The following is a 13,677-nucleotide window of genomic DNA, read 5'->3' as shown; positions in this document are numbered from 1 at the left end:
TAAAACCAAATTCCCTATTTTTAACCCAAAACACCATGAAAAGATATCTGCCCCTGCTGGGCCTCCTGCTGGCCGTAGGATGCTCGTCGGACGACAAAAGCTCAGACCAGGATCAGGACGAGGATGAGCCCACGACCATCACCTACACCGCCAGCCAGGACGACTTTCCAAACCCCGAGCGTGGCTTCTATCATTATTCCGACACCCGCGCCAGCAACTATAGTCCCCTCGATGCCGACGAGCTCGCCACTTACCGCTCGCTGCAGACGGCCGATGGTGCCAGCTATTCCGTAGTCAGCACGCTCGTCTTTCGTTATTTTATTCTCGATATGTATACCGCCGCGCCCCTGGAGGAGTCGTTCCTCGCCAAGGTGCAGGCCGATTTCGCCGCGGCCCGCGATGCCGGTGTCAAGCTGATCCCACGCTTTACCTATACCGTCACCGCCACCCCCGGCGATTGCCCCGAGTCTTTTATCTGTCCGCCCTACGGGGACGCCGCCAAAGCCACCGTACTCGGCCACATCGGTCAGCTCAAACCGCTCTTGCAAGACAACGCCGACGTCATTGCCTGTGTGCAGCTCGGCTTCTTCGGCACGTGGGGCGAAAACTACTATAGCGACTACTTCGGCGATGCCTCCGGCAACGACCAGGGCAAGCTGCTCGACCAAAACTGGACCGACCGCATCGAAGTGCTCCAGGCCATGCTCGACGCCACGCCCAGGCATATCATGGTCCAGGTACGCTACCCGCAATTCAAACAACGCCACACCTATGGTATCAACGCCCTGACCAACGTGGCGGCCCTCACCGAAACCGAGGCTTTCAGCGAGACCGACAAAGCCCGCATCGGCTATCACAACGACTGTTTCCTCGCCAGCGCCGACGACTTCGGCACCTATGAAGACTATGGCAACTCCAGCTCGCCGCGCACCGGCGCCAATACGGTACTGCGTCAGTATTTTGCCGACGACAGTAAATATGTAGTAGTAGGCGGCGAGACATGCAGCGACGGCTACAGTCCCCAAAACGACTGCGCCCCCGCCGGCAAAGCCGAAAAGGAAATGAGTGACTTGCACTATAGTTATCTCAACATGGACTACAACAACGAGGTCAACAACGACTGGGTAACCGGCGGCTGCATGGACAACATCAAAAAACGGCTGGGCTACCGCTTCGCGCTCACCACCGGCACCTACCCCACAACCCTGACAGAAGACGACAAGATCGACATCAAGCTTACGATCGAGAACAGCGGCTTCACCTCCCCCTTCAAAGCCCGGCCCGCGCAATTGATATTCAGGAATACGACTTCGGGAGAAATTATTGTGCGCACGCTGGCCACCGACGTTCGCCGCTGGTTCCCCGGCACCAATACAATTGAAGAAAGCCTCGAAGGCGGCCTGAAGGCCGGCACCTGGGCATTATACCTAAACCTGCCCGACGCAGCCGCCACGATCAATAAACGGCCCGAGTATAGTATACGACTGGCAAACAATGGAACCTGGGATGGCGCGACGGGGTATAATTCTTTGAATCATACTTTGGCGGTTAAGTAGCCATAACTATAGTGTTACGGCGCGATGCGCCGTAACACCCGCATCTGGCGCTACTTCTTCTTCTTTTTCCTCCGCACGTTCTCACTGGCTTTATTGTGATCCTCGATAAGCTTCCGCCAGTTACTATCCGCCGGCATTTCCTCCGACGCACTCACGATCCCGCGATAATCCGCCTTATCAATTACCAGCTCTTCGATAGGCTTGCCCAGATATTCCTGGATCTCCTCCAGCACCGGCCGTTCCTCCGTACTGCAAAACGATATAGCCGTACCTTTCTGCACACCCCGGCCCGTGCGGCCTACGCGATGCACATAGTTCTCGGGCTCGTCCGGCAGGTCGTAGTTGATGACGTAGTCGACATTCGGGATATCGATGCCCCGGGCGTTGACATCCGTCGTGATCAGTATCCTTGTTTGTCCTTTCTTAAACTCATCCATCACGGTCAGGCGATCGCCTTGTTCCTTGCCTCCGTGCATCGTCAACGTCGCGATATTCACCCGCTGCATCGCTGCCGCCACACGCTCCGCCCGTACTTTGGTACGAACAAACACCAGCATTTTGCTGCCTTCATGCTGGCGGGCAAAACGTTCGAGAAAGAAACGTTTGTCATCCATCTCGATAAAGGCCACCCCGTGGCTCACATTCTTTGAAACCGGATTCTCCGGCGAGATCTGGATCCGGATGGGATTGCGCACGATCGAGTACGCTATTTCTTTGATCCTGGCGTCTATCGTAGCCGAGAAGAACAACGTCTGGTGGCGGTGGGCGATATGCTTTTGTACATCGCGTATGTCTCTGATAAAGCCCAGGTCCAGCATGTGGTCCGCTTCGTCGAGGATCAGGATCCTGAGCATGCCCAGATCGATCTTCTGCTGGTTGATCAGGTCGAACATCCGGCCCGGGGTAGCGATCAGCACATCCACGCCTTTGCCAAGCTGGCGGATCTGCTCTTCCTGCTCTACGCCGCCATAGATCCCCACGATGTTGACGTCGAGGTTCTTGCTGATGTCGTGAAAAACATCGGCGATCTGTACCGCCAGCTCGCGCGTGGGCACCATGACGAGACACTTTACCTGGTATCGACCAACACGGTACTGCTTATTTTCTACGAGTTTATGGAGCACGGGAATAACGAAGGCGGCCGTTTTGCCGGTTCCCGTCTGGGCAATGGCCAGTACGTCGTCGCCCTGTAAAATAGGCGGTATGGCCTTGAACTGGATGTCGGTCGGACGTTTAAATCCAAGTTCAGCCAGCCGGCTCTTGATGGCGTCGGAAATGCGGTACTGCTCAAACTTCATGCGGCAAAGGTAACGTTTTTAGCACAGCATGTCGTTTCCCGAAGGGGAGAGCAGCCTTTCTACGTCAAATTCTTCGGATCGATAAACCGGTAAAGATTCTCCCGGTAATGCTCGCTGATGGGGATCTGCTCCTTCAGCAAGGCGATCCGCCCTTTCCGTATCGACGTGATCTTGCTGATCGAAACAATAAACGACTTATGCACCCGCACAAACTGATCGGCGGGCAGGATCTCCTCCAGCGACTTCATACTCATCCGTGTGATCACCGGCCGTGTCGCCGACATCAAAAAGATCTTTACATAGTCTTTCAACCCCTCGATATACGCCAGGTCCGCAAAGTCGATCCGCACCAGGTTATACTCGGAGTTTACAAACATATACGTCGCAGCGGGCGCGACCACCGCGGGCGCGCGGCTGGTAAATTTGTCATGTGCCTTGTTAACCGCTTTCAGGAACCGCTCGAACGATACGGGCTTCAACAGGTAATCCACAACGTCCAGCGAGTAGCCTTCCAATGCATACTGCTCGTACGCGGTGATGAAGATCACGAGCGGTGGCGCCTTCGAAAGCCCTTGCAGGAATTGTATTCCCGTCAGGCCGGGCATCTGAATGTCGAGGAACAACAGGTCTACCGGTTGGGACTGCAAAAATTCATTGGCTTCGAGTGCGTTCGAGCATTTCTTGAGAAGCTTCAGAAAGGGGATCTTTTTGATGTTGTCCTCCAGCAGATCCAACGCCAGGGGTTCATCATCGACTGCCAGGCAGGTCATCATGGTGGCTGATGGTTAGTTCTGTAATAAACCAGTTTTCCTGGTTCGTGTAAATGTTGAGGGTGTAATGACCTTTGTACAAAAGATCCAACCGGCGGCGCACGTTCTGCAGGCCGATGCCCGAGCTGGCATCTTTCACCTCGGTCGGCGACATATTGAACTTGTTCCGCACCGCAAAGTGGATGGTCTCGCCGTTGGCCTTGAGCATAATAATAATGACCGGGTCGGCCATCAGGCCCACGCCGTGCTTGAACGCGTTCTCCACAAACGGCACGAGCAGCATCGGCTCGATCAGGACATCGCGTTGCGCGATGTCTACGTGGAAACGCATTTCGACCGAGGCCCCGAACCGCAGCTTTTGTAACTCGATATAGTTGTTGAGATACTCTGCTTCCTGCTCGAGCGTCACCTTCTTGTCGGTGTGATACAAGCTGTACCGCATCAACTGTGACAACTGGATGATGGCCGCTTCTACCTGGTCCGACTTCTTCCGTGCCAGCGATGCCAGGCTGTTCAGCACGTTAAACATAAAATGCGGGCTTACCTGCGAGCGTAAAAATGAAAGCTCCGACTTCAGCTTCTCGTTCTCCTGCTCTTTGCGGATCGTTTCGAAATCGGAGCGGTCCTGCATAATGCGCAACGCGAGGCTGAGGCCGAATACCATCAGGAAGTTGGGCATGCCCATAAACAACGGCGGGCCGATGCGATGTGCAAAAATGCCTTCCGGCATGAGGTTGAGCCGGATCATATATCCCACGGCTATATAGATCGAGCACGACAGCACCACGCACAACATATACGCCGGCCAGCCGCGGCGCGTCAGCACTCTCGGCACCAGCACAAACATGTTGGTATAGAAAAAGATCGCCAGCAGGATATTGGTCGTGATGGCCTCCACCTGGAACCACATCGGGTCGATGGGGATGGTTTGCGTATGAAAGGGACCACCCGGGCCGGCCGGGGTTGTAATGTGTAGCCCGGGACCGGCCTCGTCCAGGGGCAGCGCCGGCGTGAGGTGTGCATCGGGTGTTTCAAATACATGGTTGGCGCCCGCGCGCACATGCCCGCGGCGGATCAGCATACGGTACGGCAACATGAACAGCAATGCCCATCCAAAGACGTGCAACGCCACCACGAGGATCTTGTTGATGAGCTTTTTGTTCACGAAGTCTAAATATCGGTCTTTTTTAAGGCACTTCAAACAGCAATGGCTCCCACCCAAAAGCAGGAGCCATCACCATTGTCCCCCATTAATTCAATACTCTTCGTCGTACTCCTTCTGCGGGAAGAACTCCCACACATCGTCGAAGCGGCTGGAGCCGTTCACGCCCGTGCCGACAAACAGGCGGCCGTCGAGCACATATCCAACTGCCAGGCTGCGCGCGGATCCTTCCAGCGAGGTGAGGTTGTCCCAGTTCAAAGTGGTCGCGTCGAATTCATATACCGACTTGTCCGTCGCCCCGCTCGACGATATCCCGCCGACAAGATACGCTTTGTTGCCCAGCGTCAACACCACGGCATCGTAGCGTGACATCGCAATCTGAAATTCATCGTAGTCCGACTCGTCGGTATCCGGCGTGCGCTTCGTCCACGTAGGGCTACCACCGTCTGCACCGGGCGCAAACTCCCAGAAGCCCATACTGAAGATCAAGTTGTCGCGGCCCGTGCCGATATACGCTTTGTTGTTGATGACAAAGGCCAGGCCCCCCTCCATCTTCTCGCCGGGGTAGCTTACTACTTCCGTCCACGTACCTTCTTCCGGCGTGGCGCCCGGGGTGAACTCCCAGAAGTCGCTGAAAGTGTTGTCTCCGTCAGAACCTGTGCCGACATACCCTTTCGAGCCCATCGCGAACGACACTGCACCGTAGCGCAGCCCTCCACCGAAGTTCGCCAGTTGCGCCCACTGCCCGGTGGCTGGGTCGTATTGCCAGAAATCGTCCCTGCCGTCTTCTGCGTCGTCGCGGTGATAGCCCAGGCCTACATACCCGATGCCGTTGATGCTGAACGCCACGCAACGCTCGCGCAGGGGGCCCGGAAATTGCGTTACTTCCTCCCAGTAACCTTTGGTGATATCGAATTTATATACATCCGCCAGATAATCCTTACCGTCATAGCCCAACCCTACGTAGGTCGTGGTGCCGATCGTAAACGTAAAGGCGCCGGAACGTTTTACGCCTTTAAAAGGTGTGGACTTGATCCAATCGCCAAAGGTCGTATCGTCGTCGTCGGAAGAAGAGCAAGCCGCCATGACCATGATGCCGGCGAGCGTAAGAAGCCGGGCGATCCGTTGCAGGTGTTTCATCTGTTTTAGTTATTTAAAGTAGCGTAATAGATTCGCACACGGGTGTCGTAGTTGCCGCTCGCCGCCGCTGCGTACAGGCGATTGGCCGATACCGGGAAATTATCGGTCAGGGTAAACAGCAGCGCATTGTTATTGAGCGCTACCGTCTCCATCTGTGTTTTTACAAAGCTTGTAACATCCAGCGCATAGCGGTTGTCGCGCCCCAGGTCCAGATCTTCGATCAATAGCGCCTGAGCGTCAAACTGCCCGATCACAACGTTGTCGCGGTCTACCGGATATACCATGAGCTGCGACGGCATGGGGGTATAGTCGCCGCCCGAACGGCGCACCGTATATAGCTCGAGCACCGCCCGCAATACATAGAAGTTCTCTACCTGCTTCAGCTCGCGCAGATAGGGGATCTCCACCCGCAGGGCCAGCCCGCCGCCGGCCTGGATAAACGAAACATCGTCCGTCTCTTCGGCGTTTACTTTGTCGTACGGATCGGTAAGGTCTGCGAGCGCGCTGGTGCCCCGGTCGGTGGTCACTTTCACCGAGCGTACACCGCTTGCCTTGAAGCTGATGTACTTTTGCTCCACGGGCGTCACGCTGCGATCTTTATAGTACAGGCGCAATTCAGGCTCGACGGCAAAACCGACGAGGGATGCCGACACGGTGGAGTCCGCCAGGAGTTGCAACCCGTGGAAATATTTGAGAAAATCCGCCGCCGAGCTCAGGTCTACGTCTTCCTCCTTTGCCTTTTCAAAAAACTCCTGGCCTAGCGCATCGGGCATGCGAATCTCCACGGAGTCGCTGTTGTGCGGCCGTGGTTTGAATGTCAGGCTGCCCAGCGGCTCCTCATCAATCGTAAAACTGTCGTCATTATACAGATAGCCGTCGTCGTTCACGGCAATCTCTTCCGTCACGCGGTGCACGCGCAGGGTCATCTCCTGTGTGGTATCATAATAGCTGTAGCCGTCGTGGTACAACGTCAACGCCAGGTAGTCAAAGGTCACGTCGTCATCTTTCAGCGTTACCGCGCCGGCGGGCATGACTTGAAAATATGCCGCCGATGTCAGGCGCCCCAGGCGTTCATCGTCGTGGCTGCCGATGAGCAAGCGTGCCGCGTCGCCGGTAACAAGCTTGTCGTAACGAACCGTCGCCAGGTGAACGGACGAAGTATCCGAATAGGAATAATCCAGCACGCCTTCGTTAAAGAAGCTCGTGCCGGTTTCGGTAGAGTCGACGCCGCAGGATGCTGCGACGATCAATAATATGCCAAAAGTTAAATTCCGCATGGGCCAGTCTCACAATTCCTGAGACAAAAGAACGGTGTCCCGGTCGCTTGGTGAAAAGGAGTAGATAAGGCCGGCAAATGTGTCTACCAGATTCGGGGATTCGAAGATGTGCCGAAGACCGTGCCCCCGAGGGACTTTTTGAAACGAATATATACCTGCGACGAAAAATCCGGACAATGCCTGCACTGGTAGTCTAATTCCACGGGGTGGTCGCAATTTCTTGTGCGGTGGTGGGCAGCGCCCGTAGTTTGTCGCATGATGGACCCTGAGAAGATGATAAAAGCTCTGCTCATCACCCTGCTGCTGACGACAGGGGTGTGGACAGCACACGCCCAACAGGTATACAGCTCACCCTATTCGGTATACGGGCTGGGCATGATCAACCGCCGCGTCGCCACCCTCAACCGCAGCATCGGCGGCACGGGCATCGGCGTTCAGGATGATTATAGTCTCAACCCCGTAAATCCCGCGTCGTATGGCAGCATCGTATCGCCCGTCAGCCACATATACGAGATGGGACTCTATATAGAGGCCAACACATACCAGACGAAGAATCTGAGCGAATCAAAAAGCACCGGCAGCATCACCAACCTGAACTACTGGTTCAAGTTCTCCAAATGGTGGGCCGCGACCGCGGGCCTGACGCCCTATAGCAACGTAGGCTATAAGATCACGGCCACCCGGCAGCTGGCGGCCGCGCCCGACGTCGGGTATACGTATGAGGGGTCCGGCAACATCAACCAGTTATACCTGGGCAACGGATTTACCATCACGCCCAACCTGTCGGTAGGATTTCACCTGGCCTACCTCTTCGGCAACATCACCAAAAGCGAAACGATCGCCCCCAACGGCGAGTCCAGCGCGCTGACCTACTCCAACCAGGTCGTCGCCCGCAAGCTCGACCTCGACGTGGGCCTGCAGTATAAAATAAATTTCGGGAAACGCTCGCTCATCATCGGGCTCGTTGCCGACGACGGCATGACCCTGCACGGCAAGCAGGAAGGGGCGCTCTACGACGCCGCCGCCGACACGCTCGACAGCGGCACCGGCGACCGCCTTACGTATACCCTGCCGGCGAGCCTCGGCGGTGGCCTCTCCCTGCGCTCCAAACGATCCACCATCGCCGCCGACCTGGTCTTTGAAAACTGGAGCAACGCCAAATACGACAAGCAAGACCTCGTCTTCCAGGACACCTGGCGTTTCTCCGCCGGCTATATCTACCACGGCAATCCCAACGCCGAAAATTACTTCGGCCTCGCCTCCCTGCGCGCCGGTTTCTACGTGCAAGACTACGCCCTGAAGCTCTCCGGCCAAAACCTGCCGGTCTGGGGCCTCTCCGGCGGCATCTCGCTGCCCGTGTTCGACGGCCGCTCCGCCGTAAACCTCACCTACAACTACGACCGCCTCGGCACCACCGAACGCAACCTCGTACTCCAAAAATCCCAAAAGTTCATGATCGACCTCGTCATCCGCGACATGTGGGGTATAAAACGAAAATTCGACTAGTCCTAATCTACTTCTTCACAAAGATCTTCGCATCCGGATCGATCAGATCAAACCGACCCTCATCCACCATCTGAACCGGCGCATCATAAAACCCAACAATAAAAAGCCCGCCCGGATTAAGCGAATCATAGAACTTCGCCAGCAACTTCGCTTTCGCCGCATGATCAAAGTAGATCATCACGTTGCGACAAAGAATGATATCGTGTGTCGTTGCAATCGGGTCTGTAATAAGGTTGTGGTAATGGAACGACACGTGGTTGATCAATTCGGGGTCCATCGTCATCTCTTTCTCCGCCTTCCGGTAATAACGCTCGAAGTTGCCGTACGGATTATATTCCCGGTAGTTGTTCTCGTTCTCTACCATGCGGATCTTGTGATAGGTACCGGTCTTGGCTGTCTCGATCGCATCCTGGTTGATGTCCGTCGCCAGCGCCGTGGCCGTCCGCGCCGCTTCCCGCAGCAGGATGCCCATGCTGTATACCTCTTCCCCGGTCGAACAACCGGCATGCCAGATCGAGATCGTATCACGGTGGCCATACCGGTTCTGCAGCTGGCCGCGCAGGCTCCGCCAGAGCACCGGGTCGCGGAACATCGACGTCATGCCGACGCTCACCCCGTTCATGAAAGTATAGATAAACCCAGGATCGGACAGGAATTTAATCCACAACGCGTGCACCGACGTGAGATCGTGCAGGCTCAGCATGCGTATGATCCGCCGACGGAACGACTTCGGTTCGTAGCAGGTAAAATCGATACCGTACCGGATCAGGATACTTTGTGCGATGGACTTTACCTCTTCATCGGTAACATCAACGGGGTCTGTCATATTTCCGTCTAACTAATCAGCGACCATTACCGGCACTTTTTCGGGTACTTCTTTTACCAGGATCATGATCAACCGGGCAATCGTACCGTCGGAATTTTGCGCGACCGTGACCGACACTTCAAAGGTCATCGGCTGCCCCTCGTGCATCATCGGCAACAGGATGGACGAGAAATCCTTGCCGAGAAGTTCGTCTTTGATGTGATCAAACATCGCTACGGCCTGCGGCGCGAGGAAGTCGTACAGCGTCCTGGTCTTCAGGTTCATGCGCGTCACGCCAAAGAGTTTCATGAACTTGTCGTTTGCCGTCTTGCACTTGAATGCACTGTTAAATTCCACCACCGGCAACGTCGACTTGAGCGCGTTGACCATCACGCCCATATCGTTGATCTTTTCCTTTTCCTGTGTCGTAAACTGCGCGAACATCATGATCTTGTCCGGACGTCCGTTACCTGTAACGATGGGGTTGAACGTGCCCGACAGCCACAGCTCCTTGCCCTCTTTATCGCGCAGGCGAAATTCGCCGCTAAAGAATTTACCCTCGCGCAGGTTGTCCCACATCATGCGCACCGAGGCATCGTCCTTCATGATCTTATTGTATTGCTGGCCGGCCAGGTCGGACATGGTGTAGCCCGTTACTTTCAGAAAGATATCGTTGGCCGATGCAAAATTACCCAGCAGGTCGAACTCCGCCGACGCGATCGTATTGTTGATGGCCGACAGGTAACTGTCCAACTCCGTCTGTTTCCGGTTCATCTGCTCCTGGATGGCCGCCATCTCTTCGATGTTCTGCTGCATCTCCTCTTCGCGTTGCTGCAGCTCGTGCGTCAACGTCTTGGACTCGTCCAGCAGCTTCTGCGTATGGCGGAAGGTTTTGATAGACGAGATCTCCGACGCGATGTTCTCCGACACTTTCTTCAGGAACTCTACCTGGTGCGGTTCCAATACCTGGAACAGGGCCAGCTCGATGGCACCGTAAAATTTCTCGTTCAACATCAGCGGCACGACCACCAGGTTCCGCGGCGTAGCGGCGCCCAGCCCCGAGGTGATACGGGTATAGTTGGCCGGAATATCTTTCAGAAAGATAAACTCCCGCTCATACATCACCTGGCCCAGGAGGCCTTGCCCCTCGCGGATCTTTTGATCCTGGTACTTGCGTTTGTCATAGGCATAGCACGACACCATCTCGAGGTAACGCCCGTTGTCGTCCTCGTATTCGATGAACATCGCCGCCTGGTTGGCGTTGACATAGCGCGCCAGGTTGGAGATGATCTCGTAGGCGTATTCGTCGATCTCGGCTTTGTTCCGTAAGATCTCGCTAAACATCGCCAGACCCTGTGTGATCCAGTTGCGTTTATTTTCCTCTTCCCGCAGCCGCGACATATCGCTTTTGATACGCAGCAACGCCTCGCCGATCGTGTCGTTACGCAGTACTTCGTCAATGGTATCCAGTGACTCGGGCTGGCCCAGCCGGGCGATGTACTGGGCGGACAGGGCAAATTTCTTTTTGATGGCCTCCTGGTCCTGTTCGAGGGTGTCTATGTTGCCAAACGACCATGGCGAAATGCGCTGCTCTTTTTTGTTCAACGCGTCCGACGACCGGACGACAAGCCTGGACACGTACGACAGCCACACGCCCGTCATCGACGCCATCACCGCAGTGGCGGCCACGGCCAGGGTCAGCACAACTGTGCCCTTACCCGTAAAAGAAAGAAAAGACACCCCGATCAGGGTTGCCATGAATACCGTAAAAACAATGGCCAGCGAAACAATCCTTTTTTTCATAGTACCGATTATCAGGGTAAGCACTTTTTCCGGCTAGACACTCAGTCTGTCCACGGGTATAATGTCAAATACCTGTGTGCTGATCTTCCAGATGAATTGAGGCGTTATCTGTTGATGCCCGTCGAAACAAAATGTAGTCTTGGCAAAGATCACGCTCGAAGGGCGTTCGTGGTCCACGTCTTTGCCGACGATATCCTCGAGCGCCGACGCGGGCAGGATCTGCAGCGACGGCACGTCGCCGTACACCTCTGCCATGAGCGAGTCGGCCAGCTCGGCAATGACCGAAGCGGAAATGATATTGTCGATCTCCAGCAGCAGCGGCTCTTTCAGCGAGTCGCTCATTCCCGGCTTGTTCTTGCTTACCGCCCGAAAGATGCCTTCGCACTCCTCCAGAGTAAAGATCAGGTAGCTCCTGCCCGCAAACTCACCGATGATCTGCGTGATCAGTACATATACATTGCCTTTCTCCTCCGACAAAAACGTTACGTCTTCGTCGCGACGCGCCAGTACGAATTGCGTGCTCGTCAGCGTCACCGGCGCTTCGATGAACTGCGAGAACGACTGTGCGGCGCGCTCGAACCCTTTGTTCATAACCTGCAAAATATAGTTTTCGCGGCTCTTATTGGCGCTCATAAACGATCATTGATTTAAAGTTATACCTTTTGTCGACCTTCCCTGAACGTAGAGGCCAAAAATAAACTGCAAAACGAACGGAATGTTGAGCACCAGGCACACGTTGCCACTGCCCAGGATCGTCACCCCGCCGATAAATTTCACACGGTCCACAGGCTTCGTCAGCGGCTTCTCGACGATCTCCTTCTGTTGCAACAGCTTGTCCACCACCAGCCCCACGGTGCGGTTATTGAAGGTAACCACGACGATCTCGAGCTTCGTCTCGGCATGGATCTGGTCAAAGGTGTTCTGCAGCAAATTTGTGCCGGGATGTTTCTCCCGGTCCTGGTCAAACACGTCTTTAAGAAAGACGATCGCCATGCTTTTACCCAGGTGGCTGGCGATCAGGCCGCCGCCCGCCTTGTGAATGTCCGACTTATACAGGCTGATCACCGCCTCGGTGAACGACAACGGTATGGCATATACATCCTTCTGCAGCTCAAAGAGCAAACATGACTTCACGGCCATCGACGACGGCAGCGACAGCCGAACCGTTGTACCGGCCGCGGGCTTCGAGTCTACCCGGATGGTCGCACCGATCGAGTCGAGTGTTTTCTTCACCACATCCATGCCCACGCCCCGGCCCGAGATCGCCGTTACCTGGTCGGCCGTCGAGAAACCCGGCTCGAAGATCAGCAGCGCCAGCGCTTCCGCCGGCATGCGGTCCGCTTCTTCCGGCGTGATCAGGCCCTTCGACAACGCCTTGCGTTTGATCTTCTCGTGGTCCAGCCCCTTGCCGTCGTCGCTGATCTCGATCACGACCGTGTCTGTTTCGCCCCGGGCCCGCAGCGTAATAACACCCGCCGACGGCTTGCCCAGGCGCCTGCGCTCTTCGGCACGCTCCACACCGTGGCCGATCGCATTGCGGATCAAATGTATCAGCGAGTCGCTGATCACCTGCAGCACGTTGCGGTCAATTTCCGTATCCGCGCCTTCCAGGTTCAGGACGACGTCTTTATTCTCTGCCGCCGCTGCGTCGCGCACCACGCGGTGAAACTTGTTAAACAGGAAACCCACCTGCACCATACGCACGTCCATGACCGAGTATTGCAGGTCGGAGCTGATGCGGCTCAACCGCGCATATTCGTTCGTCCCGCGCAGGTTGCTGGCCGCCTGCGCCAGGATCCGGTCTTTTTCAATGATCAGCTCGCCCACCAGGTTCAACAGGTTGTCGAGCTTGCGCACGGGTACCTGTACGAGGTCGGAGAACGCAACCCTGGTTTCCTCCGTCTCCTCCGGCGCCACGTCACCAACGACCGGTACATCCGCCGCGTGGTCTGTTTCCGTTTTGACGATCCCCTTGGTCCGGACGATGACCTCCAGCTTGGTTTTGATGCCTTTATACTTCACGTCGGCATTGTCACGCACGGCGTTGATGAGCGCGCCCAGCACGTCCACTCCTTTAAACACCGGTTCGAACACCGGACCGTCCATGACGATGTTGCCGTCGCGCACCTCGCCGAAGAGGTCCTCCAATACATGCGCCAGCTCGGCAATCGCCGTAAAGCCCATACCCGCGGCGTTGCCCTTCAGCGTATGGGTGATGCGGAACAACGCGTGCAGTGTATTTCTTTCCGACGGATGTTTCTCCAGCTGCGTCAGCAACCGGTTTATTTCTTCAAAGTTTTCCAGCGACTCCGCCAGGAAGAGCTCGGTGTACTCCTGATCTTTTTTCATGGTTCATACGG

At 55.7% G+C, this 13,677-nt stretch carries 11 protein-coding genes; 2 read left to right on the top strand and 9 right to left on the bottom strand.

Annotated elements, in window-relative coordinates:
- Positions 1 to 35: 35 nt before the first annotated feature.
- The gene (locus KK078_RS23480) at positions 36 to 1,556 is read left to right on the top strand and encodes a DUF4832 domain-containing protein (RefSeq protein ID WP_254092767.1); all 1,521 of its coding nucleotides are present in this window, start codon (positions 36 to 38) and stop codon (positions 1,554 to 1,556) included.
- 50 nt (positions 1,557 to 1,606) lie between these two features.
- Here KK078_RS23480 and KK078_RS23475 read toward each other — a convergent pair whose 3' ends face one another.
- The 5 genes from KK078_RS23475 to KK078_RS23455 all read right to left on the bottom strand — a co-directional run bounded on the left by KK078_RS23475 (position 1,607) and on the right by KK078_RS23455 (position 7,203).
- Positions 1,607 to 2,854, bottom strand: coding sequence for a DEAD/DEAH box helicase (locus tag KK078_RS23475; RefSeq protein ID WP_254092766.1), 1,248 nt, complete (start codon positions 2,852 to 2,854; stop codon positions 1,607 to 1,609).
- Positions 2,855 to 2,913: 59 nt separating this feature from the next.
- On the bottom strand, positions 2,914 to 3,627 hold the full coding sequence (locus KK078_RS23470; RefSeq protein WP_254092765.1) for a LytR/AlgR family response regulator transcription factor: 714 nt from the start codon (positions 3,625 to 3,627) through the stop codon (positions 2,914 to 2,916).
- A complete protein-coding gene (locus KK078_RS30695) occupies positions 3,602 to 4,789 on the bottom strand; it encodes a sensor histidine kinase (protein WP_254092764.1) in 1,188 nt (395 codons plus the stop codon). The genes KK078_RS23470 and KK078_RS30695 overlap by 26 nt, the downstream gene beginning before the upstream one ends.
- A gap of 90 nt (positions 4,790 to 4,879) precedes the next feature.
- Complete coding sequence (locus KK078_RS23460) at positions 4,880 to 5,926, bottom strand: Kelch repeat-containing protein (protein ID WP_254092763.1); 1,047 nt, start codon at positions 5,924 to 5,926, stop codon at positions 4,880 to 4,882.
- Positions 5,927 to 5,931: 5 nt separating this feature from the next.
- Positions 5,932 to 7,203, bottom strand: a complete 1,272-nt coding sequence (locus tag KK078_RS23455; RefSeq protein ID WP_254092762.1) for a DUF4270 family protein — start codon at positions 7,201 to 7,203, stop codon at positions 5,932 to 5,934.
- Positions 7,204 to 7,476: 273 nt separating this feature from the next.
- On the opposite strand from KK078_RS23455, the gene KK078_RS23450 reads away from it, so the two are divergent.
- On the top strand, positions 7,477 to 8,709 hold the full coding sequence (locus KK078_RS23450) for a hypothetical protein (protein WP_254092761.1): 1,233 nt from the start codon (positions 7,477 to 7,479) through the stop codon (positions 8,707 to 8,709).
- 7 nt (positions 8,710 to 8,716) lie between these two features.
- Here KK078_RS23450 and KK078_RS23445 read toward each other — a convergent pair whose 3' ends face one another.
- From KK078_RS23445 to KK078_RS23430, 4 genes are read right to left on the bottom strand one after another with little or no spacing between them, the layout of a single operon-like run.
- Positions 8,717 to 9,535 carry a CheR family methyltransferase gene (locus KK078_RS23445; RefSeq protein WP_254092760.1) on the bottom strand — a complete coding sequence of 273 codons (819 nt, stop codon included), beginning with the start codon at positions 9,533 to 9,535 and terminating at the stop codon, positions 8,717 to 8,719.
- A gap of 12 nt (positions 9,536 to 9,547) precedes the next feature.
- Positions 9,548 to 11,317, bottom strand: a complete 1,770-nt coding sequence (locus KK078_RS23440) for a PAS domain S-box protein (protein ID WP_254092759.1) — start codon at positions 11,315 to 11,317, stop codon at positions 9,548 to 9,550.
- A 33-nt stretch (positions 11,318 to 11,350) separates the two neighbouring features.
- Positions 11,351 to 11,950 carry a hypothetical protein gene (locus tag KK078_RS23435; protein WP_254092758.1) on the bottom strand — a complete coding sequence of 200 codons (600 nt, stop codon included), beginning with the start codon at positions 11,948 to 11,950 and terminating at the stop codon, positions 11,351 to 11,353.
- 6 nt (positions 11,951 to 11,956) lie between these two features.
- On the bottom strand, positions 11,957 to 13,666 hold the full coding sequence (locus tag KK078_RS23430) for a chemotaxis protein CheA (protein ID WP_254092757.1): 1,710 nt from the start codon (positions 13,664 to 13,666) through the stop codon (positions 11,957 to 11,959).
- Between the last annotated feature and the right edge of the window lie 11 nt (positions 13,667 to 13,677).

It is taken from the genome of Dawidia soli (assembly GCF_018598185.1).
Taxonomy (GTDB): Bacteria; Bacteroidota; Bacteroidia; order Cytophagales; family Cyclobacteriaceae; genus Ohtaekwangia; species Ohtaekwangia soli.
Note: the sequence above shows the minus strand (reverse complement) of the source record. Positions and strands in the feature narration are given on the sequence as shown.

Coding starts and splice junctions, on each gene's coding strand:
- KK078_RS23440 (WP_254092759.1), bottom strand. CDS start 11,317: ATGAAAAAAAGGATTGTTTCGCTGGCCATTGTTTTTACGGTATTCATG.
- KK078_RS23455 (WP_254092762.1), bottom strand. CDS start 7,203: ATGCGGAATTTAACTTTTGGCATATTATTGATCGTCGCAGCATCCTGC.
- KK078_RS23435 (WP_254092758.1), bottom strand. CDS start 11,950: ATGAGCGCCAATAAGAGCCGCGAAAACTATATTTTGCAGGTTATGAAC.
- KK078_RS23450 (WP_254092761.1), top strand. CDS start 7,477: ATGATAAAAGCTCTGCTCATCACCCTGCTGCTGACGACAGGGGTGTGG.
- KK078_RS23430 (WP_254092757.1), bottom strand. CDS start 13,666: ATGAAAAAAGATCAGGAGTACACCGAGCTCTTCCTGGCGGAGTCGCTG.
- KK078_RS23470 (WP_254092765.1), bottom strand. CDS start 3,627: ATGATGACCTGCCTGGCAGTCGATGATGAACCCCTGGCGTTGGATCTG.
- KK078_RS23480 (WP_254092767.1), top strand. CDS start 36: ATGAAAAGATATCTGCCCCTGCTGGGCCTCCTGCTGGCCGTAGGATGC.
- KK078_RS23445 (WP_254092760.1), bottom strand. CDS start 9,535: ATGACAGACCCCGTTGATGTTACCGATGAAGAGGTAAAGTCCATCGCA.
- KK078_RS23460 (WP_254092763.1), bottom strand. CDS start 5,926: ATGAAACACCTGCAACGGATCGCCCGGCTTCTTACGCTCGCCGGCATC.
- KK078_RS23475 (WP_254092766.1), bottom strand. CDS start 2,854: ATGAAGTTTGAGCAGTACCGCATTTCCGACGCCATCAAGAGCCGGCTG.